The sequence below is a fragment of the Hydrogenophaga sp. ZJX-1 genome (assembly GCF_048590325.1).
Taxonomy (GTDB): domain Bacteria; phylum Pseudomonadota; class Gammaproteobacteria; order Burkholderiales; family Burkholderiaceae_C; genus Hydrogenophaga.
Genome location: NZ_JBMBRA010000003.1, coordinates 629,063 through 651,436, shown reverse-complemented (window position 1 = coordinate 651,436; position 22,374 = coordinate 629,063). Strand labels below are relative to the sequence as shown.

Below are 22,374 nucleotides of genomic sequence, written 5' to 3'. Positions count from 1 at the left end.
GCCCGGCAAAGCCGGTTCCACCGCATCCTGGGTGCAGACCTTTCGCTCCGAAGGCTTCTGAGTCCATGCAGCGCTTCGTGCAACTGGCGCTTGATTTCCTGACCGGACCTGAGCCCGCGGTGCTGTCCCGGCCGCCTGCGCCTGAGCCTGCGCCCGCGGCTCCACCCGCCGAGCCGTTGAGCGAGGTGTTCCAGCCCGGCACTTGGCACCACCCACGCGCCAACCGCCTGCTCAAGCTGGGCAGTTGCGATGTGGCCTACGAGTTCAAGCGCGGCAAGCGCCGCACCATCGGCCTGTCGGTCGGGCCCGATGGCCTGAGCGTCAGCGCGCCGCGCTGGACGCCGGTGGGCGAGGTCGAGGCCCTGCTGCACGACAAGGCCGGCTGGGTGCTGGAAAAACTGCAGAACGCCCGTCAACGCGCCGGGGAACTGGCACAGGCGCGAACCGTCTGGGCCAATGGCGCCGAGCTGGACTTTCTGGGCCAGCGCGTGCGCCTGGTGCTGGACCCGGCGCACGGGTTCGCGCAGGTCGGCGCCGAGCTGGAACCGGCCGCCTTCGACGCGCCCGATGCCGTGGGCGCCCTCCGGCTGGGGCTGGCCCACAACGCCACCGGAGCCCAGATCCGTGACGCTGCCCAGGCCTGGCTGATGCGCCAGGCCAAGCGCGTGTTCGCCGAACGGCTGGACCATTTCGCGCCGCTGCTGGGCGTGCGCTACGAGAAATTGCGCCTGTCCAGCGCCGGCACGCGCTGGGGCAGCGCCAGTGCCGACGGCACCATCCGGCTGAACTGGCGGTTGATCCACCTGAAGCTGGAGATGGTGGACTACGTCGTGGTGCACGAGCTCAGCCACCTGCGCCACATGGACCACAGCCCGCAGTTCTGGGACGTGGTGGCGAGTGTGATGCCGGACCACATGGCGCGGCGGCGCGCGCTCAAGCGGGCTGCGGTGCCGCTCGGCGAGTGAGTCTCAAACGGCCTTGAAGCGGTGGATGCCCTCGGCATCGCGTTCCCGCCGCACCTGGCCGCCAAACCACAGCCGGTGCAGATGCGCCACCGCCTCGCCCATGGCGAAGGTGGTCTGGTGCAGGTCCAGTGCGCGCTGGAACAGCAGGGGAATCGCGTCCGCGCCGCTGATGGGGCGCTCACGGCAGGCGTCGAGCAGTTCGGCCAGGCGCTCGGCGTGGTGGTCTTTCAGCTGCTGGATGCGCTCGTGCAGACCGGTGAAGGGTCTGCCGTGCGAGGGCAACACCAGCGTGGCTTCGGGCAGCGGCAGGTATTTGTCGAGCGAATCCAGAAACAGCGTCAGCGCATCGGCTTCGGGTTCGATGTCGTACACGCTCACGTTGGTGCTGATGCGCGGCAACACCATGTCGCCGCTGATCAGCACCTGCAGTTCGTCGCAATAGAGCGCGATGTGCTCGGGCGCGTGGCCGTAACCGCTGATGCAGCGCCAGCCGCGTCCGCCGATGGACACGGTCTGGCCGTCCATGAGGCGGCGGTAGCGCGGTGGAACCGCCGGCACCATGCCGGGGTAGTAGCTCGCGCGGCCGCGGATCTTCTCCAGGCTGTCGGGGTCGGTCATGCCGTGGGACGCAAAGAAGTCGGCCGCACTGGCGCCACCGAAACCGGTGGTGCTTTGTGAGCCGATGCGCGCCGAGTTGTAGTCGGTGGCGCTGATCCACAGCATGCAGGCCCACCGCTCGCACAACCAGTAGGCCAGCCCGATGTGGTCCGGGTGCATGTGGGTGACGATCACGCGCAGGATGGGTAGGCCGTCGAGTTCGTTGGCAAAGATCTGCTCCCACTGCGCCTTGGCTTCATCGCGCGAGATGCAGCAGTCCACCACCGTCCAGCCCTCCACGCCGTCCAGCGCATCGCGCAGCAGCCAGAGGTTGATGTGGTCCAGCGCAAACGGCAGCGCCATGCGGATCCACTTCACCCCCGGCGCCACCGTGAGCGTGTGGCCGGTTTCGGGCAGCGCGTTGCCCAGCGGGTAGTGCAGGCGGGCTTCGAGCTGCTCTCGGGTGGGGGGATTCATGCGCGGGTGGATTCCGTTAAGATGCCGACGAATGACGTTAACGTAAACGTCAAGAGATGCAGGGCATTCTACGGAGCGGAGTTCCGATGCACTGTCCGCCACCCGACAAGACCCACCAGCCCCCATGGCGAGCAACCCGACCTACACCATCAGCGATCTGGCGCGCGAGTTCGACCTCACCACGCGCGCCATCCGCTTCTATGAAGACATGGGCCTGCTGCAACCGCAGCGCGAAGGGCCGGGTGGGCGCAACCGGGTCTACAGCGCGCGCGACCGCACGCGCCTGAAGCTCACGCTGCGCGCCAAGCGTCTGGGGCTCTCGCTCACCGAGGCCAAGGACATCATCCAGATGTACGACAGCCCACGCGACACCGGGCCACAGCTGCGCAAGTTCCTCGATGTGCTGGCCGAACACAAGCGCCAGCTCGAAGAGCAGATGGCCGATCTGGTGGCCAACCTCGACGAGGTCAAGGTGCACGAGAAGGAAGCGCGGGCGCTGCTGGCCAAGTTGGACAAAACGACCAAGGCTGACAAGGTCTGATCGGCTCCTGCTGCAAGGGGCCGAGGCTTGCTACCCCGGGCCGCGCTGATGCAGGCCGCGCGGGGGTGTTCGAGGATCGCGGCTCCGCCGGCACCGGCACGCCCGAGGTCGTGGCGGCGGCGCAGGTGACGCGTGGTGCGCTCTAGCACCACTTCACCGACAAGGCCGAGCTGTTCGAGGCGGTGGCACGACAACTGGCGCAGGAGGTGGCGGACGAGATCGCCCGGCAGGCCAGCGGGCACAGCGATCCGGTCGAGGCCCTGCCTGATGGCCGGCGCCCAGGCCGCGCCCGCCTGCGGCTGCTGGAAGCGCCCGCCGCGCTCGGGGCAAGCAGGTGATGGCGTTGAGCGATGTCGCCGGATTGGGCGCTTTGCAGGAAGGCTGGCAAGAGGTGCTGCCGGGCGATGACAAGTCCGCGGTGCCGCTGCGCGAGCTCGCCGTGCTGTTGTCGGCGGCGTTCGACCGCGCGGCGCTGGCGATCGCTCGGGGCGAATCCGCTGCGCCCTGCGAACAGGCGATCCGCCTGCTGCCGTCGCGCCTGGTCGCCTGAGCGTGCGTCTGGCTCATGGTCCGGTCAGGGTTGCCCCGGGCTTGGCGAACCCGGTGTGCATGGGTCATAATTGACGTTTACGTAAACGTCAATTGAATTCGCCCATGACCGAGCCCGTGAACCCCAACGACGCCCCGCGCCAGCGTGTGCAGACCAGCCTGGACCGCCAGGGGATGATGCAGGCGCTGGGCGTTCGGCTGCTGGCCGTGGCGCCGGGCACCGTGACGCTGGCGTTGCCGTATTCCGACCGCGTGACGCAGCAGCAGGGCGGTTTTCATGGCGGCGCCATGGGCGCGCTGGCCGACATCGCAGGCGGTTATGCGGCGCTGACCGTGGCGCCCGAAGGCATGGAGGTCACCACCGTCGAATACAAGATCAACTTCCTCGCGGCCTTCCAGGGCGGCGAGCTGCAGGCCACGGGCCGTGTGACCAAGGCTGGCAAACGCATCATCGTCACCGCCGCCGAGGTGGTGCACGTGGCGGCCGACGGCAAACGGTCTGACTGCGCCGTGATGCAGCAGACGCTGGTGCCGGTGCCCAAGACGTATTGAACCTTCTTGCCCTCACCCCGGCTCTTTCCCGGAGGAGAGGGCCTGAATACCCCAAACCCCATCCTCAGGAGATCCCCCATGAACAACCTGCCCGGCCTCAATTTCCAGCTCGGTGAAGATATCGACGCCCTGCGCGACGCGGTGCGCGAATTCGCGCAAGCCGAGATCGCGCCGCGCGCCGCAGAGATCGACAAGAGCGACCAGTTCCCCATGGACTGCTGGCGCAAGATGGGTGAGCTGGGCGTGCTGGGCATCACCGTGCCCGAACAGTACGGCGGCGCCAACATGGGCTACCTGGCGCACATGGTGGCCATGGAAGAGATCAGCCGCGCCAGCGCCTCGGTCGGCCTGAGCTACGGTGCGCACAGCAACCTATGCGTGAACCAGATCAACCGCAACGGCACCCCCGAGCAGAAGGCCAAGTACCTGCCCAAGCTGATCAGCGGCGAACACGTGGGCGCGCTGGCCATGAGCGAACCCGGCGCGGGCTCCGACGTGATCAGCATGAAGCTCAAGGCCGAGGACAAGGGCGGTTACTACCTGCTCAACGGCAACAAGATGTGGATCACCAACGGTCCCGACGCCGACACGCTTGTTGTGTACGCCAAGAGCGAGCCCGAGATGGGCGCGCGCGGTGTCACCGCCTTCCTGATCGAAAAAGGCATGCCCGGTTTCAGCATCGCGCAGAAGCTCGACAAGCTGGGCATGCGTGGCAGCCACACCGGCGAGCTGGTGTTCCAGAACGTCGAGGTGCCGGCGGAGAACATCCTGGGTGGCCTGAACATGGGCGCCAAGGTGCTGATGTCGGGTCTGGACTACGAGCGCGCCGTGCTCACCGGCGGTCCCCTGGGCATCATGCAGGCCGTCATGGACAACGTGATCCCCTACATCCACGACCGCAAGCAGTTCGGCCAGAGCATTGGCGAGTTCCAGCTGATCCAGGGCAAGGTCGCCGACATGTACACCGTGCTGCAGGCCGCGCGCAGCTTCGCCTACACCGTGGCCAAAAACCTCGACCTGCTGGGCACCGATCACGTGCGCCAGGTGCGCAAGGACTGCGCCTCGGTGATCCTCTGGACCGCCGAAAAGGCGACCTGGATGGCGGGTGAGGGCGTGCAGATCTACGGCGGCAACGGCTACATCAACGAATACCCGCTGGGCCGCCTCTGGCGCGACGCCAAGCTGTACGAGATCGGCGCCGGCACGAGCGAAATCCGCCGCATGCTGATCGGCCGCGAGCTGTTTGCCGAGACCTGCTGAAACACCGATTGACATCGGGGTGAACCGGCCTTGCCCGACAATGGCCGGGCTGTTCAACCACTTCTGATTGCCCCATGAGTTCATCGTTGCAAGACCTGTTTGACCACAACCGCGAATGGGCTGCGGCCATGGTCCGCGAGAAGTCCACCTTCTTCACCGACCTGCTGGCCCAGCAGAGTCCGCAGTACATGTGGATCGGCTGTTCCGACAGCCGCGTGCCGGCCAACCAGATCACCGGCCTGGCGCCCGGCGAGGTGTTCGTGCACCGCAACGTGGCCAACGTGGTGGTGCCGACCGACCTGAACTGCCTGTCCACCATCCAGTTCGCGGTCGACCAGTTGCAGGTGAAACACCTGATGGTGGTGGGCCACTACGGCTGCGGCGGCGTGAAGGCCGCGCTGAACGACACCCGTGTCGGGCTGGCCGACAACTGGCTGCGCCACATCAAGGACGTGCGCGACCGCCACGCCTCGCTCATCGCCGCCACGCCCGAAGACTTCCGGGTCGAGGTGCTGTGCGAACTCAACGCCATCGAGCAGGTGATGAACGTGGCCCAGACCACCGTGGTGCAGGACGCCTGGGCGCGAGGCCAGTCGCTCACGCTGCACGCCTGGGTCTACGCCCTGAGCGACGGCCTGTTGCGCGACATGCTGATGACGGTGGACGGCGCCGGCGGGCTGGAGTCGATCTACCAGGCGGCCCTGGCGGGTGTGGCCGCCAAACGGCGGAACACGGCTGCCTAGAAAGGCTGAGACAGCCGCCCAAAGGCCCTGCATGTTTCCCCAGCGACTCGACTCCACCGTGGCCTACGCCATCGCCAAGGCGATGATGGACGGATTCAACCGCCACTACCGGCTGTTCCGCACCGAGTCGGCGCGCGCCAAACACCGTTTTGAAACGCGCGACTGGCGCGGCCAGCAACGCGCGCAGCGCGAGCGCATCGAGTTCTACGACCTGCGCGTCAACGAATGCGTGATGCGGTTGCACAAGGAGTTCAAGGCCGAGCAGCAACCCATGGACGTGTGGGAGCAGGTCAAGCTGCACTACATCGGCCTGCTGGTGAACCACCACCAGCCCGAGCTGGCCGAGACCTTCTTCAACTCGGTCTGCACCAAGATCCTGCAGCGCGCCTATTTCCAGAACGACTTCATCTTCGTGCGCCCGGCGGTGTCCACCGAGTACATCGAGAACGAGGAGCCGCGGGCCCTGCCCACCTACCGCTGCCACTACCCGACCGCCGCCAACATGGAGGCCGAGGTGCTGCGCATGATCGCGGACTTCGACCTGCGCGTGCCCTTCGAAGACCTCGCGCGCGACGCCCATCTGGTGCTCGAAGCCATGAAGCCGCACTTCGACCACGTGAAGCTGCGCGCCAACTTCCAGTTCCAGGTGCTCTCGGGTCTGTTCTTCCGCAACAAGGGCGCCTACGTGGTCGGCAAGATCATCAACGGTTTCCAGGAAGTGCCGTTCGCGCTGCCCATCCTGCACAACGAAGACGGACTGCTGGTGGTGGATGCGGCGCTGTTCGGCGAAGACGACCTGCTGATCCTCTTCAGCTTCGCACGGGCGTACTTCATGGTGGACATGGAAATCCCCAGCGCCTATGTGCAGTTCTTGCGCAGCATGATGCCGCGCAAGCCGCGCGCCGAGTTCTACAACGCGCTCGGTCTGGCCAAGCAGGGCAAGACGCTGTTCTACCGCGACTTCCTGTTCCACATGCGGCATTCCACCGACAAGTTCCGCATCGCGCCCGGCATCAAGGGCATGGTGATGCTGGTGTTCGACCTGCCGAGTTTTCCGTTTGTGTTCAAGGTCATCAAGGACTACTACCCGCCGCAGAAGGACACCACGCGCGAGCAGATCCGTGGCAAGTACCTGCTGGTCAAGCAGCACGACCGCGTGGGGCGCATGGCCGACACGCTCGAGTTTTCCGAAGTGGGTTTCCCGCGCGAGCGCTTCACCGACGAACTGATCGCCGAGATCCAGAAATTCGCGCCCAGTCAGCTGGAGATCAGCGACCGCAACGGGGACGGGGACATCGAGGTCATCCTCAAGCATTGCTACATCGAGCGGCGCATGATTCCGCTCAACATCTATCTGCAGGAGGCGTTTGACGCACTGCGGGGCGAGGGGGCGGACGACCTGTCGCTCAAGCGCGCGCGCCAGCAGCTCACCCGTGCCGTGGTGGAGTACGGCAACGCCATCAAGGACCTCGTGGCGGCCAACATCTTCCCGGGTGACATGCTGTGGAAGAACTTCGGCATCACGCGCCACGGCAAGGTGGTGTTTTACGACTACGACGAGATCGAGTACATCACCGATTGCAACTTCCGCCGTGTGCCGGCGCCGCGCAACGAAGAAGACGAGATGTCGGGCGAGGTCTGGTATTCGGTCGCGAAGAACGACGTGTTCCCCGAGACCTTCGGCCCCTTCCTGCTCGGCAACCCGATGGTGCGAGAGGAGTTCATGAAGCACCACGCGGACCTGCTCGATGCGGCCTTCTGGCAGGCGCACAAAGAGCGCATCGCCGCGGGCCATGTGTTTGACGTTTTTCCCTACGAGCGCGACCGGCGCTTCCATGTCCAGGCGGACAAAGAACTTTTAGCTTGACCTTTCACAGGAGATTTCCATGAACCCAACAGATCCCATCGTCATCGTCGGCGCCGCGCGCACCCCCATGGGTTCGTTCCAGAGCGACTTCGCTTCCCAGTCCGCACACGACCTCGGCGGCGTCGCCATCCAGGCCGCGGTCGAACGCAGTGGCGTGGACAAGTCGCTGGTCGACGAGGTGCTGTTCGGCAACTGCCTGATGGCCGGCCAGGGCCAGGCCCCGGCGCGCCAGGCCGCGCTCAAGGGCGGGCTGCCGCTGTCGGCCGGCGCGGTGACGCTGTCCAAGATGTGCGGCTCGGGCATGAAGGCCACCATGCTCGCGCACGACATGCTGCTGGCCGGCAGCGCCACCGTGATGGTGTCGGGCGGCATGGAGAGCATGACCAACGCGCCCTACCTGATGCTCAAGGGCCGCGGCGGCTACCGCATGGGCCACGACAAGATCTACGACCACATGATGCTCGACGGCCTGGAAGACGCCTACGAAGCCGGCCGCAGCATGGGCACCTTTGGCGAAGACTGTGCCGCCAAATACAGCTTCACCCGTGAGCAGCAGGATGCGTTTGCCATTGCGTCGGTGACGCGCGCCAAGGCCGCCACCGAGAGCGGCGCCTTTGCCAAGGAGATCGCGCCCGTGACGGTGAAAGACCGCAGCGGCGAACGCGTGGTGTCGGTGGATGAGGGCCCTGGCAAGGTCAAGCTCGACAAGGTCACCTCGCTCAAACCCGCGTTCAAGAAAGACGGCACCATCACCGCCGCCTCCAGCTCGTCGATCAACGACGGCGCGGCCGCGCTGGTGCTGATGCGAGAGTCCACCGCCTTGAAACAGGGCCTGAAACCGCTGGCCCGCATCGTCGGTCACGCCACGCACGCGCAGGAACCCAACTGGTTCGCCACCGCGCCCGTGGGTGCCACGCAGAAGCTGCTGGCCAAGACCGGCTGGACCGTGGCCGACGTGGACCTGTGGGAAATCAACGAAGCCTTCGCCGTCGTGCCCATGGCGCTGATGACCGAGCTGTCGATCCCGCACGAAAAGGTCAACGTCAACGGCGGTGCCTGCGCGCTGGGCCACCCCATCGGCGCGAGCGGGGCGCGCATTCTCGTCACGCTGCTGCACGCGCTGCAGGCGCGTGGCGGCAAGAAGGGCGTGGCCACCTTGTGCATCGGTGGCGGCGAAGCCACCGCCATGGCGATTGAACTGGTCTGAAGCCGGCCGGCGGTTCGCGAGCATGTTTTCCCACGTTTTCATGGGCGTGTCCGACTTTGACCGTGCCCTGGCTTTCTACAGGCCGGTGATGGCCGCGCTGGGTCTGCAGGAGCGCTTCTGCGAGCCGGAGCGCCCCTGGGCCGGTTGGCATGCCGAAGGCGGGCAGCGACCGCTGTTCGTCATTGCGCGGCCGTTCGAGGGCGAGCAGGCGGCGGGCAACGGCCAGATGGTGGCGTTTGCCGCCCGCAGTCGCATTCAGGTGGACGATGTGCACCGGCTGGCCACGTCCCTGGGGGGCGCAGACGAGGGGGCGCCCGGCTTGCGCCCCGAGTACCACGCCCACTACTACGGCGCCTACTTCCGCGATCCGGACGGCAACAAACTCTGTGTGGCCTGCCACCAGCCTGAGGCATGAGCACGGTCCTGATCATCGGCGCGTCGCGCGGCATCGGCCTCGAATTCGTGCGCCAGTACCGCGAGGCGGGCGAGCGCGTGATCGCCACCGCGCGCGACGACGCCGGGCTGGAGCGCCTGCGCGCGCTCGGTGCCGAGCCGCTGCGGCTGGATGTGGGGCAGCCCACCAGCGTGAGCGCGCTGTCCTGGCAACTCGATGGCGAGAAGCTGGATGTGGCGCTCTATGTGGCTGGCGTGATCGATCGCGCCAGTGCCACCTCACCGCCCACCCAACCGGCCTTTGACCGCGTGATGCACACCAATGTGATGGGCGCCATGCAGGTGATCCCGCAGGTGCTGCCCCTGGTGGAGGAAGCCGGCGGCGTGTTCGGTGCGCTGTCCAGCGCCATGAGCCAGATCGGCAGCGTGCCGGGCAGCAACAGCTGGCTGTACCGCGTGAGCAAGGCGGCGCTGAACATGGCGGTGAGCAGCGCGCGCTTCGACTACCCGAAGGCCCGGCTGGTGCTGCTGGATCCGGGCTGGGTGCAGACCGACATGGGCGGCGGCGGTGCGCCGCTGACGGCCGAGGCCAGCGTGCGCGGCTTGCGCGCCGTGCTCGCCAGCGTGACACCCGAAGACAACGGCCGCCTGATCCACCACGACGGCCGGCGCGCCGGGCACTGGTAAGACTTTCATAACATCAACGAGACACACAACATGCTGCTGACCGAAGACCAGGTGATGATCCGCGACGCCGTGCGCGCCTTTGCCCAGGAACAGCTCTGGCCCAACGCCGCGAAGTGGGACAAGGAACACCATTTCCCGAAGGACGTGCACAAGGGCCTGGCCGAGCTGGGCGCCTACGGCATCTGCGTGCCCGAGGCGCTGGGCGGCGCGGGGCTGGACTACCAGACCCTGGCCATCGTGCTCGAAGAGATCGCCGCCGGCGACGGCGGCACCAGCACCGTGATCAGCGTGACCAACTGCCCGGTCAACGCCATCCTCATGCGTTATGGCAATGCGCAGCAGCAGGCGCAGTGGTTGCGCCCGCTGGCCGCCGGCCAGATGCTCGGCGCCTTCTGCCTGACCGAGCCACACGTGGGTTCCGACGCCTCCGCGCTGCGCACCACGGCCGTGAAGCAGGGCGACGAGTACGTGATCAACGGCGTCAAGCAGTTCATCACCAGCGGCAAAAACGGCGACGTGGCCATCGTCATCGCGGTGACGGACAAGGGCGCGGGAAAAAAAGGCATGAGCGCCTTCATCGTGCCCACCGCGGCGCCGGGTTATGTGGTCGCGCGTCTGGAAGACAAGCTGGGGCAGCACAGCAGCGACACCGCGCAGATCAACTTCGACAACTGCCGCATCCCGGCCGAAAACCTGATCGGCAACGAGGGCGAGGGCTACAGGATCGCCTTGAGCGCCCTCGAAGGCGGGCGCATCGGCATCGCGTCGCAAAGCATCGGCATGGCGCGCAGCGCGTTCGAATGCGCGGTGACCTACGCCAAGCAGCGCGAGAGCTTCGGCCAGCCCATCTTCAACCACCAGGCGGTGGGCTTCAAGCTGGCCGAGATGGCGACGCAGATCGAGGCCGCGCGAGCGCTCACCCACCACGCCGCCGCGCTGCGCGACGCTGGCCAGCCCTGTCTGAAAGAAGCCGCCATGGCCAAGCTGTTCGCCAGCGAGATGGCCGAGCAGGTCTGCTCGCAGGCGATCCAGGTGCACGGCGGTTACGGCTACGTGAGCGACTTCCCGGTCGAGCGCATCTACCGCGACGTGCGCGTGTGCCAGATCTACGAAGGCACGAGCGACGTGCAAAAGATCATCATCCAGCGAGCGCTGTAGACAGGCTCACCCCCGCCGCGCTGCGCGCGACCCCCTCCAGGGGGCGGCACTGGCGGCCCGGCAAAGCCGGTTCCGCGGTGCCCTTGGACCAACTCCCCTTCCGGCGCGAAATGTCTTCTACGCGAGATGCCGTGGAACCGGCTTTGCCGGGCCACAGGCATCGTCCCCCTCTGGGGGAAGCCGCGAAGCGGCGCAGGGGGGAGCCCTGGCTCAGGGGTAACATCCAGTTATGAAGATCATCATTTTGGGCGCTGGCCGCGTAGGCGAGAGCGTCGCGGAAAGCCTGGTTTCCGAGCAGAACGACATCACCGTCATCGACCAGGACCCGGCGCGGCTGCGGCTGCTCGAAGAAAAACTGGACCTGCGGGGTGTGGTGGGCAATGGCATCCAGCCCTCCGTGCTGCAGGAGGCGGGAGCCCGGGACGCCGACATGGTGATCGCCTGCGCCGCGGCCGACGAGGCCAACCTCGTCACCTGCAAGGTGGCGCACGACGTGTTCAACGTGCCCAGCACCATCGCGCGCCTGCGTTCACCCGAGTTCGTCGAAGGCGATGAGCTGCTGGGCAAGAACGGCTTTTCGGTGGACCACGTGATCTGCCCCGAAGAGTCCGTCACGCGCTACATCCACCAACTCATCAGCTACCCCGAAGCGCTGCAGGTGCTGAAGTTTGCCGACGGCCGCGCCAGCCTGATCGCCATGCGGGCGGCCCACGGGGGCGCCCTGGTGGGCCACACCATCGGCGAATTCCGCGAGCGCTTTCCGCACGCCCAGATGCGGGTGGTGGCGCTCTACCGGCTCGACACCGAAATGGAGGCCACCAAGAGCACCCGCATCCTCGCGGGCGACGAGGTGTTCGTGCTGGCCGACACCGACAAGATCCGCTATGTGCTGGGCGCCATCCACAACATCGACAAGCCGGTGCAACGGCTGATGATCGCCGGCGGTGGCAAGGTGGGCCTGCGGCTGGCGCGCAGCCTGGTGGGGCAGTGCGAGGTGAAGATCATCGAGCGCGACAAGACGCGCTGCGAGTACCTGGCCAGCCAGCTGCCGTCGAACATGCTGATCCTGCACGGCGACGGCGCCGACGAAGACCTGCTGCTGGAAGAAAACGTCGGCCAGATGGACCTGTTCCTCGCGCTCACCAGCGACGACGAGGACAACATCATGTCGGCCATGCTCGCCAAGCGGCTCGGCGCCGGGCGCGTGATGTCGCTGATCAACCGCCGCGCCTACGCCGACATGATGCAGGGCAGCACCATCGACATCGCCATTTCGCCCGCGCAGACCGTGATCGGCGAGCTGCTGACCCACCTGCGGCGTGGTGACGTGGCGGCGGTGCACAGCCTGCGCCGCGGTGCGGCCGAGGCGCTGGAGGGCATCGCCCGCGGCGACGTGAAAACCTCCAAGCTGGTCGGCCGCAAGGTCGAAGAGATCAAGCTGCCCCAGGGCACGCGCATCGGTGCCATCGTGCGCGGCGAGGGCCGCAGTTCCGCGGTGCTGATGCCGCACCACGACACGGTGATCGAAGCCGATGACCACATCATCATCTTCATCCCGAACAAGCGCCTGGTGCGCGAGGTCGAGAAGCTGTTCCAGGTGACCGCCACCTTCTTTGGCTGAGTTCCGCAGGGTCGCCATGCCGTTTCTGCGCATCTTTCCCGTGCTCGGCGCCATCGTGATGGTGTTCGCCCTGACCATGCTGGTGCCGTTGGGCGTGTCCGCCTGGACGCACGATGGCGCCGAAGCGGCGTACCCGTTGGCCATGCTGGTCGCGTTTGCTGTGGGTTTGCTCATGCGCAGCGCGGTCTGGCGCGTGGGGCGCCATCTGGACCTGCAGGCGCGCGATGGCATCCTGCTGGTCGGGATGGTGTGGACCCTGCTGCCGCTGTTCGCCAGCCTGCCCTTGCTGCTCTATTTCTCGGGCACCGCCTCGCCCATGTCGTTCACGGACGCCTACTTCGAGTCCATGTCGGGGCTGACGACAACCGGGGCGACGGTGCTGGTGGGTCTGGACGCGCTGCCCGCCTCCATCAACCTCTGGCGCTGCTTCCTGCAGTGGCTGGGCGGCATGGGTATCCTGGTGCTGGCGGTCGCCATCCTGCCGATGCTGGGCGTGGGGGGCAGCCAGCTCTTTCGCGCCGAAGCCACCGGTCCCATGAAGGACGCCAAGCTCACGCCGCGCATCACCGAAACCGCCAAGGGCCTGTGGAGCGTGTACAGCCTGTTGTCGCTGGCGTGCGTGCTGGGTTACTGGCTGGCCGGCATGCCGGCGCTGGATGCCTGGATCCACATGTTCTCGACCCTGAGCCTGGGCGGCCTGTCATCTCACGACAGCAGTTTCGGCTTCTTCCAGTCGCCCGCCATGGAGTGGGTGGCCATCGTGTTCATGCTGCTGGCCAGCTGCAACTTCGCGCTCTACTTCGTGGCCCTGACCAAGCGCAACCCGGCGCGCATCTGGCGCGATGCCGAGTGGCGCGGTTCCATGGCCCTGCTGGTGGGGTCGGGTGTCTTCATCGCCGGCTTGCTGCTTTTCAAGGGCACCGCGAGCGACCCGCTGGACACCTTGCGCGTGGCGCTGTTCAACGTGGTGTCGATTGGCTCGACCACCGGGTATTCCACCGTGGACTACACCACCTGGCCGGTGTTTGCGCCGCTGTTCATGATCATGCTGTCGGGCATTGCCACCAGCGCCGGGTCCACCGGTGCGGGCATCAAGATGGCGCGGCTGGTGATCCTGTTCAAGCAGGCGAAGCGCGAGATGTCGCGCATCGTGCATCCGCGGGCGGTCAACCCGGTCACGCTCGGTGGCCACCTGATCGACAGCGGCACCATCTTTTCGGTGCTCGGGTTCATGCTGGTGTACGGCGGCACGATCATCGGCCTGACCATGTTGCTGCTGTTGACCGACATGCCGTTCGACACCGCGTTCACGGCCGTCGTGGCCAGTGTCAACAACATGGGACCCGGGCTCAACGAGGTGGGGCCGGCGGGGAATTTTGCAGGCCTGACCGATTTCCAGACCTGGGTGTGCACGGCGGCCATGCTGCTGGGACGGTTGGAAATGTTGTCGTTCCTGGTGCTGTTCACACCCGGCTTCTGGCGCAAATAGGACGCACCCATGTACACGCTGCTGCCAGTCCTGAACGTGTTTTCGCGCATCCTGTTTGCGTTCGCCTTCAGCTTTCTGGTGCCGCTGGCCTGGGCCTGGAGCGAAGACCACGAGCAGTACCGCTACGTCTGGGAAGGGGCGTTTGCGCTGGCTGCGCTCAGCGGTCTGGCGCTGTGGGCCGCCACGAACCGCTACCGCCGCGAACTGCAGGCGCGCGACGGCTTCCTGCTGGTCAATCTGGTGTGGATCGTGCTGCCGGCCTATGCCGCTTTGCCGCTGCTGTTCACGGTGCCCGGCATCGGCTGGACCAAGGCCTATTTCGAGGCCATGAGCGCGCTCACCGCGACCGGGGCCACGGCGCTCTCCGGGCTGGACTACCTGCCGGTGTCCGTCAATGTGTGGCGCTGCTTCCTGCAACTGGTGGGCGGCCTGGGCATCATGCTGCTGGTGGTGGCGGTGCTGCCCATGCTGGGACTGGGCGGCTACCAGGTCTACAAGGCCGAAACGCCGGGGCCCATGAAGGACGCGAAGTTCACGCCGCGCATTTCCGAGACGGCGCGCGGGCTCTGGGGGGTGTATGTCGCTTTCTCGCTGGCCTGCATGCTGGCCTACCGCTGGGCCGGCATGAGCTGGGCCGACGCCTTCATGCACATGTGCACCACCATGGGCCTGGGTGGCTTTTCTTCGCACGACGCCAGCCTGGGCCATTTCAGCTCGCCAACGATCGAGGCCGTGGCCACGGTGTTCATGGCCCTGGCCGGCATCAGCTTCGTGCGCTATTTCATCGTGATCCGCAGCCGGTCGCTGCGGCCCATCATCCGCGATCGCGAGATCCGCACCTACATCAGCGTGCTGCTGGTTTCGATCGGGCTGGTCGCCAGCTTGCTGCTGGGACACAGCGTGTACGACGACGCGGCCGTGGCCCTGCGCTCCAGCGCCTTCCATGTGGTGTCGCTGGCCACCACCACCGGCTACGCCACCACCGACTACGCGCAGTGGCCGGTGTTCGCGCCGGTGCTGCTGCTGTTCCTGGGCTGTTTTGTGTCCTGTGCCGGTTCCACCGGCGGCGGGATCAAGATGGTGCGCATGGTGTTGCTGATCAAGCAGGCGCGGCGCGAGCTGGTGCGCAGCATCCACCCGCGCGTGGTCAACCCGGTCACGATGGGCGGCGCCGTCCTGCCCATGTCGGTCATGAACGCCACCTTTGGCTTCATGCTGATCTACGGCGCGGTCACCATGGGCCTGACCATGGTGCTGCTGTTCACCGGGCTGGACATCGTGACCGCGTTCTCCGCCGTGGTCGCCACGGTCAACAACATCGGTCCGGGCCTGGGGCAGGTGGGGCCGGCGAGCAACTTCGGCGTGCTGAGCGGTTTCCAGATCTGGGTGCTGACCTTCGCCATGCTGCTCGGCCGGCTGGAACTGCTGACCGTGCTGGTGCTGTTCACGGGCTCCTTCTGGAGGAAATGAGCTCACCCCTGCGCCGCCTGCGGCGTCTCCCCCTCCAGGGGGCGGCACTGGCCGTCCGGCAAAGCCGGCCCGGCGGTGCCCTGGGTGAAGGCACTTCGGGCGCGACTGTCGTGTGTTTCGCGGCTGCTTCTCAGACCGGGGTTGCCGGGATGTTCAGGCCGCGTTGCACGGCTGGGCGCTCGACGAACCGGGCCAGCACGCGGGCGACTTCGGGGAAGTCGTTGAAGCCCACCAGATCGCCCGCGCCGTAGAAGCCGACCAGGTTGCGGACCCAGGGCCAGGTGGCGATGTCGGCGATGCTGTAGTCGGCGCCCATGATCCATTCGCGGCCCGCCAGGCGCTGGTTCAGCACGCCCAGCAGGCGGCGCGATTCGGCGGCGTAGCGGTCGCGGGGGCGCTTGTCTTCGTAGTCCTTGCCGGCGAACTTGTGGAAGAAGCCGAGCTGGCCAAACATCGGCCCCACGCCGCCCATCTGGAACATCAGCCACTGCAGCGTTTCGTAGCGCGCAGCCGCGTCCTGCGGCAGGAACTGGCCCGTCTTTTCCGCCAGGTAGATCAGGATCGCACCCGATTCAAAGAGCGCCAGCGGCCGGCCACCGGGTCCGTTGGGGTCGAGGATGGCGGGGATCTTGTTGTTCGGGTTGAGCGAGAGGAACTCGGGTGAGAGCTGGTCGTTGCGGTCGAAGGCGACGCGGTGCACTTCGTAGGGCAGGCCGGTTTCCTCCAGCATGATCGAGACCTTCACGCCGTTCGGCGTGGGCAGCGAATACAGCTGCAGGCGCTCGGGGTGGCGCGCTGGCCATTTCTTCGTGATGGGGAAGGCGGACAGGTCGGTCATGGGCGCTCCAGGGCAGGGCGGCGGGCTGCCGCGAGGCATTCATTGGACACCGCCGCGCTATGCCCTTGTGCCAGCGAACCCATGGCGTTTGTCGTAGTCCGGTGGCACCGATAATTCCGGCACAAGGAGACACCGACCCATGCCCATCACCAAAGGATTCCGCGCGCTCGTGGACGAAGCCACGGCGCAGATCACCACCTACAGCGTCGAGCAGGTGCGCAAGCGCCTCGAAGCGGGCGATGCCACGCTGCAGGTGGTCGATATCCGCGACGTGCGTGAACTCGAACGCGAAGACACCGTGCCCGGTGCCCTGCACGCGCCGCGCGGCATGCTGGAATTCTGGGTCGACCCCGAGTCGCCGTATTACAAGCCGGTGTTCGGCGACGAAAGCAAGGAGTTTGTTCTGTTCTGCGGCGCCGGCTGGCGCAGCGCGCTGGCCACCAAGGCCCTGCAAGACATGGGCATGGACAACGTGGCCCACATCGACGGCGGCTTTGCTGCGTGGACGAGGGCCGACGCGCCCACCGAAACCCTGGAGGCGCACAAGGCCCGGCACGCGGCGCGCAAGGCCGCTTGATTGGCGTGCCCGTGACCGCATGCCCCTGTGGACGGGTCGACGCGCGGGGCAAAGCCCGTGCATTCGACGCCTGCTGCGGGCGTTACCTCGACCACGACACCCCGGCGCCCGACGCCGAAAGCCTCATGCGCTCGCGCTACTGCGCTTTCGTGCTGGGGCGCTTGGACTACCTGCAGAGCAGCTGGCACGCCAGCACCCGGCCCGCCGACCTGGCGCTGGAACCCGGCGTGAAGTGGTTGGGGTTGGCGGTCAAACGCCACCGCGTGATCGACGCCGACCACGCCGAGGTCGAGTTCGTGGCCCGCTCGCGCGTGGCCGGCCGCGGGCAACGCCTGCACGAGACCAGCCGTTTCGTGCGCGAAGGCGGGCGCTGGTTTTATGTGGACGGTGACATCCGCTGACCCTTCGCACCGGCGCAGCGCCCCGTTGGTCAATCCGTCGACAAACCGCATTTTTGGCTTCAAAATGGATCCAGATCCATTCTGGAGTCAAAACATGTCAAACCTGTCCATCAAAGACGTGCCCGAGGCCTGGGCCGAGGCGTTGCGCCAGCGGGCCGCGCGCAACCACCGCTCGCTCCAGGGTGAGCTCATGGCCATTCTGGAGCGCGCCGTGGCTGAGGGCGCAGACGCTGTCGGGCCGGGCTTGCTGGCCAGCGGCACGGCGCGCTCGCTCCCCAGCACCTCCAGCCGACAGGCCTGGAAACCCGTCGAGCAGGTGGCCGCCGAGCTGCGCGCCCGCTTCCCCCAAGGCCTGCCCACCGGGCCATCGAGCATCGACCTGATCCGGCAAGACCGGGACGCCCGATGAGCCAGGCGACCCCCGCGCCCGTGCTGCTCGTGGCCGAGCCCCCGGCCCAGTACCTGCCCCGGCCGCCCATGGTGGTGGACTGCAGCGCGCTGGCCGGGGTGCTGTTTCAGGAGCCGTGGATGGACCAGGCCTTGCAGCGCCTGTCGGGTCACCGGCTCTATGCGCCCCACCTGCTGCAGGCTGAAATCTGCAGCGTCGCCGTCAAGAAGGCGCGCGGTGGCGCGGCCGAGGCCGCCGCCGCCGGGCTGGCGCAATGGCACAGCGTGGCGGTCGAGCTGACCGACTTCGACGTGGAACAGACCTTTGCGCTGGCCCAGCGCTACCAGCTCAGCGCCCACGACGCGAGCTACCTCTGGCTGGCCGAGCAACTGCGCTGTCCGCTGGCCACCTTTGACGCCCAGCTCGGCGCCGCCGCCACCGCGCACCTCGGCGCGCTGGATTGAGAAACCCCCATGAACAAGACAACCCTGTTTGAAGCCGTGCTGTTCGATTGCGACGGCGTGCTGGTCGACAGCGAACCCATCACCAACGGCGTGTTGCGTGAGGTGCTGAACGAAGCCGGCTGGGCGCTGAGCCAGGCCGAGTGCATGCAGATCTTCATCGGCAAGGCCGTGCGCGACGAACGCGCGCGCATCGAAGCCGAAACCGGTCAGCCGCTCACCGACGACTGGATGCGCGCCTTCTACGCAAGGCGCGACGAGCGCCTGCGCGCCGAACTGCGGACCGTGCAGGGCGCGCTCGAGGCCGTCATGGCCGCGCACGCGCACACCGCCGGCCGCATCGCCTGCGCCTCCGGCGCCGACCGGCCCAAGGTCGTGATGCAGATCGGCATGGCCGGCATGGCACCGTACTTCGGCGACCGCATCTTCAGCGGCCACGACCTGCCGCGCTCCAAGCCGCACCCCGATGTGTACCTGGCCGCAGCGGCCCACCTCGGTGCCGACCCGGCGCGCTGCCTCGTGATCGAAGACACCGCCACCGGCGCCCAGGCCGGCCTGGCCGCGGGCGCCACCGTCTGGGGCTACTGCCCGCAGGGGCACGGCCGCGCGTTCGACGGCCTGCCCGTGGCGCGGGTGTTTCGCCACATGGAGGAGCTGGCGCAGGCCTTGCCCGCACTGCGGTAAAAACGCAGCATGCAACTCACCCGCCGCCACCTGCTCGCCCACAGCGCCGCCCTGCCACTCTGGCCACTGGCCGGCCTCGGCCTCACCGCCTGCTCCACCGTCGAAACGACCAGCGTGCAGTCGCGCCTGCAGGGCAAGTCCATCACCGTCATCAGCACCATCGGCACCACGCTGCGCCTCACCTGGCGCGGCACCACCCTGTTCAACAACGAGTTCGGCGAGGCCTTCGTGCCCGACTGGGGCTACAAGGAACAGCTCGAAAACCGCACCGTCGAACTGCTCAGGGCCTCGGGGCGTTTCTCCAGCGTGCAGCGCGTGACCATCACCGCCACCCGCCGCGAAGAAGCGCTCAAGGAGCTGAAGGAACTCAAGACGCCGACCGACCACGTGCTGCTCATCTCGGGCGCGCCGTCGGCCGACAGCATCTGGGCCACCCGCGAAGGCTTCTTTGGTCTGGGCATCGCGCAGCGCAGCATCCTGCAGCTCGGCACCGAGTCGGTCGCCCACGCCTCGCTGCGTGTCGACCTGCTGGTGCCCAGCACCTTCGGCACCGTGCTCGGCGAAGCCACTGTGTCCACGGCCCAGCGCGTGCCCGCGCCTGCGCTGCTGCGCGGGCCGCGCCTGAACGACGACAACGCCGCTGCGGCGCGCGAGTCGCTCAAGGTGCAGGTGGACGCCGCGGTGCAGAGCCTGGTGAACCAGCTGGGGCTGGGGAAGGCGGTGCCAGCTTCTGCGCCGGCTTCTTCGACCCCGAAGCCTGCACCGGCTCCCGCTGCGGCGCCGACGCCACCATCGAGCAACGCTTTCCCGGTGACATCGCCGAACGTGGAAGGCCGGGGCATTCCGGCGCCTTCGGGGGCTGGTGCGTCAGACATCTTGCCGGCGGGGCGCTGACCGGGCTGTCCTTTTTTCTGTGCTGGTCGGCGACGCCTGGGTCTGGCCGCCTGCGATCAGGCGGTTGAGCTTGGGTGGTAGAAGCAGGATGCCGGCGGGATGATGGAAAAGGCCGGTGCGGGCCTTCTCTTGCTGCTGATCAGGGGCAGCTTCATCGCGCGCCGCCGCCCCGCAGGCCCAGGTTGCGTGCTTCGTCGTGCCAGCGCTCCAGGTCTTCAGGGTCGGCTCCACCGCGTTCAGCGCGTGCCAGCAGCCGCGGCACCAGGTCCCGCGCCGCCACGCCGACGCTGGGCGGGGCGTTTCTGCACAGCGCGTCAAGGTGGCGCAGCACCTGCATCATCACCTCGGGCTGGCCGGTGGCGCAGCGCGCGATGGGCTCCAGGGCCAGCGCCACCAGCGCTTCGGGTTGGCCCGCCGGGGTGCTGACACGGTCGAAGCGTGGCGCGGCCGGGTCAGGCGTTTCAGCCAGCCCAGCGATCATCAGCCGCACCTGGCTGCCGATGACGGCGATGGCTGTGCCCGGATCGTTGACCGCGGGCGACAGCGCCCGCTCGGCAATCTCGGCCAGCACAATCAGCCCGTAGGCCGGGTCCTGCTCGATGCTGCGTTCGGGTCCGATCACGAAGGCCCGGCGCAGCTCGGCCAGACTGTCCTGGTCCGCTGCGGCGGCTTGCGGCAAGCGCAGCCAGGCCAGTGGCGCGCGGGGATGCACCAGGTCGCCGACCTGCGCCGCCACATGCACCTGCCCGTCCAGGCGGTGCGCCAGTTGTTGCAGGGCCTCGATGTCGACGAACTGCACGTGACCTGTGTTCGAGGCCGTGACCGGCCGCGCCCCCGCGCTGGCCGATGCGGCCATCAGCGCACCTCCCAGCGGCCGCCGCACCGCCTGCTGCAGGGCGGACTGGGTGGCTCGCTCCACCGTGGCAATGGTGTGCGACACGCGCCCGATGCGGGACAGCACGTCGATGTAGCGCATGAAGGCCACCACCACCCAGGCCAGCACGCCCAGGGCGCACACGAACAGCACCATGCGACCGGCCGGCCCATAGCGGCCCGTTCCCATGGCCACGACGCCCACGATGGAGAAGATGAACGCTGCCAGGAACACCGCCACCGACTTCTGTGATTGCGGGTCGGCCACCACCAGCCGCGTGGCGCGTGGCGTGGCCGCACTGGCTGCCGATGCATAGGCGCTGGCGAGCACCGACAAGGAAAAGGTGCTCACAGCCAGCATGCTGGTGGCCATGATGCGCAGCAGGTCGGACACCAGGCCTTCCTTCAGCGGGGGTAGCCAGTCGGCCGGCACCCAGGCGTCGGCCAGGGCCGAGCCCAGCGCGACCAGTACGGCCGCCACGCTCCAGACGGCAGGTCGCCACCACAGTTGCTGGCGCACGCGGTGCCACAGGAAGCGCAGGCGGTCGATGTCAGGCATGGGGGCAGCCATTGAACAGGGTGGTCTGGCGCATCGGGGTAGCCTAACCTACCGGGCGGTGGGTCGCGCAGACACGGCAGGCTGTCGCTCCCGCCACTCCCCCGGCGTCACGCCGGTCCAGCCCTTGAACGCGCGCATGAAACTCTTCTGGTTCTGGAACCCGGCCGCCTCGGCCACCTGTTTGATCGGCCGGGTCGTGCGCTGCAGCAGGTCGAGCGCGCGGTCCCGGCGCACCTCGTCTTTCAGGGCTTGCAGCGTCGCGCCTTCGTCTTTCAGTTGCCGGTGCAGCGTGCGCGCCGAGGTGTTGAGCAGGGCCGCGAGGTCGTTGGCGTTGTGGGCGTCCAGCGGCTGCGTCATGAGCACCTGGCGCACGCGCTGCACCAGCAGGCGGTCGCGCCGGTAGGGGCGCACCTGGATCGGCAGGGCGCGTTGCAGCATCTGGTTCATGGCGGCTTCGTCGCGCTTGACGGGCAGGGCGAGGTAGCGCGCGTCGAAGTGGATCGCGGTCTGGTCGGCGTCAAACACCGTCGGGCCATCGAACAGCACCCGGTAGACCTCGGCGTGCGCTGGCGCGGCGAACGGGAAGCTCGCGCCCAGCAGCGGGATGCGCGAGTCCACCAGCCAGCAAGCCAGGCCGTGGCTGTTGCGCAGCACCGAGACGCCACAGAATTCGCGCAAGCTGCCGTCGCCGCCCGGCGGGTGGTGTTCGGTGAGCGCGATGCTGGCCACGTCGCCGCTGGTGGTCACGGCGAGCGTGATGTCGGGTGTGAGCAGGCCGTGGTGGCGGCACCAGCGTTTGAGTGCCACGCCCAGCGTGGGCGCCGAAAGCGAGGCGCGCGCGAGCATGCCGTAGCTGCCCCACGGCAGGGCGCGGCGAAACCAGCCCAGGGCTTCGTCGTCCAGTTCCTGCATGGCGGCGCCCGAGAGCGTTTCCATCTGGGCGGCGGTGATGCGTGCCGCGGGATCGGCCACACGTGCTGGCGGAATCTGTGCCTGCGCCAGAACCTGCGCCGGGTCCAGCCCGCGCTGCTGGTAGGCGATCACGATGGCCTGCACGAACGCCATGGGCGTGGCGGCGCGGTCGGATGGGCCGGCAAGGGTGGTGCGGGGACTGGGCATGACG

At 67.5% G+C, this 22,374-nt stretch carries 24 protein-coding genes; 20 read left to right on the top strand and 4 right to left on the bottom strand.

The features are described from left to right. The first annotated feature begins 65 nt into the window (after window positions 1-65). Window positions 66-965 (top strand): M48 family metallopeptidase, encoded by a 900-nt coding sequence (locus ACN5W5_RS11930; RefSeq protein ID WP_420048718.1) that lies wholly within the window; start codon window positions 66-68, stop codon window positions 963-965. 3 nt (window positions 966-968) lie between these two features. On the opposite strand, the gene ACN5W5_RS11925 is transcribed toward ACN5W5_RS11930, so the two are convergent. Further along, the gene (locus tag ACN5W5_RS11925; RefSeq protein WP_420048717.1) at window positions 969-2,039 is read right to left on the bottom strand and encodes an MBL fold metallo-hydrolase; all 1,071 of its coding nucleotides are present in this window, start codon (window positions 2,037-2,039) and stop codon (window positions 969-971) included. A 124-nt stretch (window positions 2,040-2,163) separates the two neighbouring features. Here ACN5W5_RS11925 and ACN5W5_RS11920 point away from each other — a divergent pair, with 124 nt between their 5' ends. The 13 genes from ACN5W5_RS11920 (at window position 2,164) to ACN5W5_RS11860 (ending at window position 15,576) form a co-directional block, all read left to right on the top strand. Then, window positions 2,164-2,580 carry a MerR family transcriptional regulator gene (locus ACN5W5_RS11920; protein ID WP_420048716.1) on the top strand — a complete coding sequence of 139 codons (417 nt, stop codon included), beginning with the start codon at window positions 2,164-2,166 and terminating at the stop codon, window positions 2,578-2,580. Between the two features lie 343 nt (window positions 2,581-2,923). Beyond that, complete coding sequence (locus ACN5W5_RS11915; protein WP_420048715.1) at window positions 2,924-3,130, top strand: hypothetical protein; 207 nt, start codon at window positions 2,924-2,926, stop codon at window positions 3,128-3,130. Between the two features lie 104 nt (window positions 3,131-3,234). Next, complete coding sequence (locus tag ACN5W5_RS11910) at window positions 3,235-3,681, top strand: PaaI family thioesterase (protein ID WP_420048714.1); 447 nt, start codon at window positions 3,235-3,237, stop codon at window positions 3,679-3,681. 78 nt (window positions 3,682-3,759) lie between these two features. After that, the gene (locus ACN5W5_RS11905) at window positions 3,760-4,941 is read left to right on the top strand and encodes an isovaleryl-CoA dehydrogenase (protein ID WP_420048713.1); all 1,182 of its coding nucleotides are present in this window, start codon (window positions 3,760-3,762) and stop codon (window positions 4,939-4,941) included. A gap of 74 nt (window positions 4,942-5,015) precedes the next feature. Then, window positions 5,016-5,684, top strand: a complete 669-nt coding sequence (can, locus tag ACN5W5_RS11900) for a carbonate dehydratase (protein WP_420048712.1) — start codon at window positions 5,016-5,018, stop codon at window positions 5,682-5,684. A gap of 31 nt (window positions 5,685-5,715) precedes the next feature. Further along, window positions 5,716-7,551, top strand: a complete 1,836-nt coding sequence (gene aceK, locus ACN5W5_RS11895; protein ID WP_420048711.1) for a bifunctional isocitrate dehydrogenase kinase/phosphatase — start codon at window positions 5,716-5,718, stop codon at window positions 7,549-7,551. 19 nt (window positions 7,552-7,570) lie between these two features. After that, on the top strand, window positions 7,571-8,758 hold the full coding sequence (locus tag ACN5W5_RS11890) for an acetyl-CoA C-acyltransferase (protein ID WP_420048710.1): 1,188 nt from the start codon (window positions 7,571-7,573) through the stop codon (window positions 8,756-8,758). Between the two features lie 22 nt (window positions 8,759-8,780). Then, window positions 8,781-9,173 carry a VOC family protein gene (locus ACN5W5_RS11885; protein WP_420048709.1) on the top strand — a complete coding sequence of 131 codons (393 nt, stop codon included), beginning with the start codon at window positions 8,781-8,783 and terminating at the stop codon, window positions 9,171-9,173. Further along, window positions 9,170-9,838, top strand: coding sequence for an SDR family oxidoreductase (locus ACN5W5_RS11880; protein WP_420048708.1), 669 nt, complete (start codon window positions 9,170-9,172; stop codon window positions 9,836-9,838). Before ACN5W5_RS11885 ends, ACN5W5_RS11880 begins: the two co-directional genes overlap by 4 nt. Window positions 9,839-9,868: 30 nt before the next feature. Next, the gene (locus ACN5W5_RS11875; RefSeq protein WP_420048707.1) at window positions 9,869-10,996 is read left to right on the top strand and encodes an acyl-CoA dehydrogenase family protein; all 1,128 of its coding nucleotides are present in this window, start codon (window positions 9,869-9,871) and stop codon (window positions 10,994-10,996) included. 229 nt (window positions 10,997-11,225) lie between these two features. Beyond that, window positions 11,226-12,617: a Trk system potassium transporter TrkA gene (gene trkA, locus ACN5W5_RS11870; RefSeq protein WP_420048706.1), complete on the top strand. Its 1,392-nt coding sequence runs from the start codon at window positions 11,226-11,228 to the stop codon at window positions 12,615-12,617. 16 nt (window positions 12,618-12,633) lie between these two features. Beyond that, window positions 12,634-14,106, top strand: coding sequence for a TrkH family potassium uptake protein (locus ACN5W5_RS11865; RefSeq protein WP_420048705.1), 1,473 nt, complete (start codon window positions 12,634-12,636; stop codon window positions 14,104-14,106). 9 nt (window positions 14,107-14,115) lie between these two features. Then, window positions 14,116-15,576, top strand: a complete 1,461-nt coding sequence (locus ACN5W5_RS11860) for a TrkH family potassium uptake protein (protein WP_420048704.1) — start codon at window positions 14,116-14,118, stop codon at window positions 15,574-15,576. Window positions 15,577-15,706: 130 nt separating this feature from the next. On the opposite strand, the gene ACN5W5_RS11855 is transcribed toward ACN5W5_RS11860, so the two are convergent. Continuing rightward, window positions 15,707-16,414: a glutathione S-transferase N-terminal domain-containing protein gene (locus ACN5W5_RS11855; protein ID WP_420048703.1), complete on the bottom strand. Its 708-nt coding sequence runs from the start codon at window positions 16,412-16,414 to the stop codon at window positions 15,707-15,709. A 139-nt stretch (window positions 16,415-16,553) separates the two neighbouring features. Between ACN5W5_RS11855 and ACN5W5_RS11850 the strand changes: the two genes are divergently transcribed. From ACN5W5_RS11850 to ACN5W5_RS11825, 6 genes are all read left to right on the top strand, one after another. Next, complete coding sequence (locus tag ACN5W5_RS11850) at window positions 16,554-16,991, top strand: rhodanese-like domain-containing protein (protein ID WP_420048702.1); 438 nt, start codon at window positions 16,554-16,556, stop codon at window positions 16,989-16,991. Window positions 16,992-16,996: 5 nt separating this feature from the next. Next, on the top strand, window positions 16,997-17,392 hold the full coding sequence (locus ACN5W5_RS11845) for a YchJ family protein (RefSeq protein WP_420048701.1): 396 nt from the start codon (window positions 16,997-16,999) through the stop codon (window positions 17,390-17,392). A gap of 94 nt (window positions 17,393-17,486) precedes the next feature. Continuing rightward, window positions 17,487-17,801 carry a FitA-like ribbon-helix-helix domain-containing protein gene (locus ACN5W5_RS11840; protein ID WP_420048700.1) on the top strand — a complete coding sequence of 105 codons (315 nt, stop codon included), beginning with the start codon at window positions 17,487-17,489 and terminating at the stop codon, window positions 17,799-17,801. Next, window positions 17,798-18,244, top strand: coding sequence for a type II toxin-antitoxin system VapC family toxin (locus ACN5W5_RS11835; RefSeq protein ID WP_420048699.1), 447 nt, complete (start codon window positions 17,798-17,800; stop codon window positions 18,242-18,244). The genes ACN5W5_RS11840 and ACN5W5_RS11835 overlap by 4 nt, the downstream gene beginning before the upstream one ends. A 9-nt stretch (window positions 18,245-18,253) precedes the next feature. Next, entirely contained in the window at window positions 18,254-18,925 is a 672-nt protein-coding gene (locus ACN5W5_RS11830; RefSeq protein WP_420048698.1) for an HAD family hydrolase, read from the top strand. 9 nt (window positions 18,926-18,934) lie between these two features. Further along, a complete protein-coding gene (locus tag ACN5W5_RS11825; protein ID WP_420048697.1) occupies window positions 18,935-19,819 on the top strand; it encodes a hypothetical protein in 885 nt (294 codons plus the stop codon). Between the two features lie 151 nt (window positions 19,820-19,970). Here ACN5W5_RS11825 and ACN5W5_RS11820 read toward each other — a convergent pair whose 3' ends face one another. Together ACN5W5_RS11820 and ACN5W5_RS11815 are read right to left on the bottom strand one after the other, a co-directional pair. Beyond that, window positions 19,971-21,251, bottom strand: coding sequence for a DUF2254 domain-containing protein (locus tag ACN5W5_RS11820; protein ID WP_420048696.1), 1,281 nt, complete (start codon window positions 21,249-21,251; stop codon window positions 19,971-19,973). 48 nt (window positions 21,252-21,299) lie between these two features. Next, window positions 21,300-22,370, bottom strand: coding sequence for an AraC family transcriptional regulator (locus ACN5W5_RS11815; RefSeq protein WP_420048695.1), 1,071 nt, complete (start codon window positions 22,368-22,370; stop codon window positions 21,300-21,302). Window positions 22,371-22,374: the final 4 nt, after the last annotated feature.

Excerpts from the sequence above, each read along its gene's own strand:
- ACN5W5_RS11815 (WP_420048695.1), bottom strand. The coding sequence starts at position 22,370 with ATGCCCAGTCCCCGCACCACCCTTGCCGGCCCATCCGACCGCGCCGCC.
- ACN5W5_RS11840 (WP_420048700.1), top strand. The coding sequence starts at position 17,487 with ATGTCAAACCTGTCCATCAAAGACGTGCCCGAGGCCTGGGCCGAGGCG.
- trkA (WP_420048706.1), top strand. The coding sequence starts at position 11,226 with ATGAAGATCATCATTTTGGGCGCTGGCCGCGTAGGCGAGAGCGTCGCG.
- ACN5W5_RS11830 (WP_420048698.1), top strand. The coding sequence starts at position 18,254 with ATGAACAAGACAACCCTGTTTGAAGCCGTGCTGTTCGATTGCGACGGC.
- ACN5W5_RS11865 (WP_420048705.1), top strand. The coding sequence starts at position 12,634 with ATGCCGTTTCTGCGCATCTTTCCCGTGCTCGGCGCCATCGTGATGGTG.
- ACN5W5_RS11835 (WP_420048699.1), top strand. The coding sequence starts at position 17,798 with ATGAGCCAGGCGACCCCCGCGCCCGTGCTGCTCGTGGCCGAGCCCCCG.
- ACN5W5_RS11910 (WP_420048714.1), top strand. The coding sequence starts at position 3,235 with ATGACCGAGCCCGTGAACCCCAACGACGCCCCGCGCCAGCGTGTGCAG.
- ACN5W5_RS11860 (WP_420048704.1), top strand. The coding sequence starts at position 14,116 with ATGTACACGCTGCTGCCAGTCCTGAACGTGTTTTCGCGCATCCTGTTT.
- can (WP_420048712.1), top strand. The coding sequence starts at position 5,016 with ATGAGTTCATCGTTGCAAGACCTGTTTGACCACAACCGCGAATGGGCT.
- ACN5W5_RS11905 (WP_420048713.1), top strand. The coding sequence starts at position 3,760 with ATGAACAACCTGCCCGGCCTCAATTTCCAGCTCGGTGAAGATATCGAC.
- ACN5W5_RS11930 (WP_420048718.1), top strand. The coding sequence starts at position 66 with ATGCAGCGCTTCGTGCAACTGGCGCTTGATTTCCTGACCGGACCTGAG.
- ACN5W5_RS11890 (WP_420048710.1), top strand. The coding sequence starts at position 7,571 with ATGAACCCAACAGATCCCATCGTCATCGTCGGCGCCGCGCGCACCCCC.
- ACN5W5_RS11875 (WP_420048707.1), top strand. The coding sequence starts at position 9,869 with ATGCTGCTGACCGAAGACCAGGTGATGATCCGCGACGCCGTGCGCGCC.
- ACN5W5_RS11925 (WP_420048717.1), bottom strand. The coding sequence starts at position 2,039 with ATGAATCCCCCCACCCGAGAGCAGCTCGAAGCCCGCCTGCACTACCCG.
- ACN5W5_RS11920 (WP_420048716.1), top strand. The coding sequence starts at position 2,164 with ATGGCGAGCAACCCGACCTACACCATCAGCGATCTGGCGCGCGAGTTC.
- ACN5W5_RS11855 (WP_420048703.1), bottom strand. The coding sequence starts at position 16,414 with ATGACCGACCTGTCCGCCTTCCCCATCACGAAGAAATGGCCAGCGCGC.
- ACN5W5_RS11880 (WP_420048708.1), top strand. The coding sequence starts at position 9,170 with ATGAGCACGGTCCTGATCATCGGCGCGTCGCGCGGCATCGGCCTCGAA.
- ACN5W5_RS11885 (WP_420048709.1), top strand. The coding sequence starts at position 8,781 with ATGTTTTCCCACGTTTTCATGGGCGTGTCCGACTTTGACCGTGCCCTG.
- ACN5W5_RS11850 (WP_420048702.1), top strand. The coding sequence starts at position 16,554 with ATGCCCATCACCAAAGGATTCCGCGCGCTCGTGGACGAAGCCACGGCG.
- aceK (WP_420048711.1), top strand. The coding sequence starts at position 5,716 with ATGTTTCCCCAGCGACTCGACTCCACCGTGGCCTACGCCATCGCCAAG.
- ACN5W5_RS11820 (WP_420048696.1), bottom strand. The coding sequence starts at position 21,251 with ATGCCTGACATCGACCGCCTGCGCTTCCTGTGGCACCGCGTGCGCCAG.
- ACN5W5_RS11825 (WP_420048697.1), top strand. The coding sequence starts at position 18,935 with ATGCAACTCACCCGCCGCCACCTGCTCGCCCACAGCGCCGCCCTGCCA.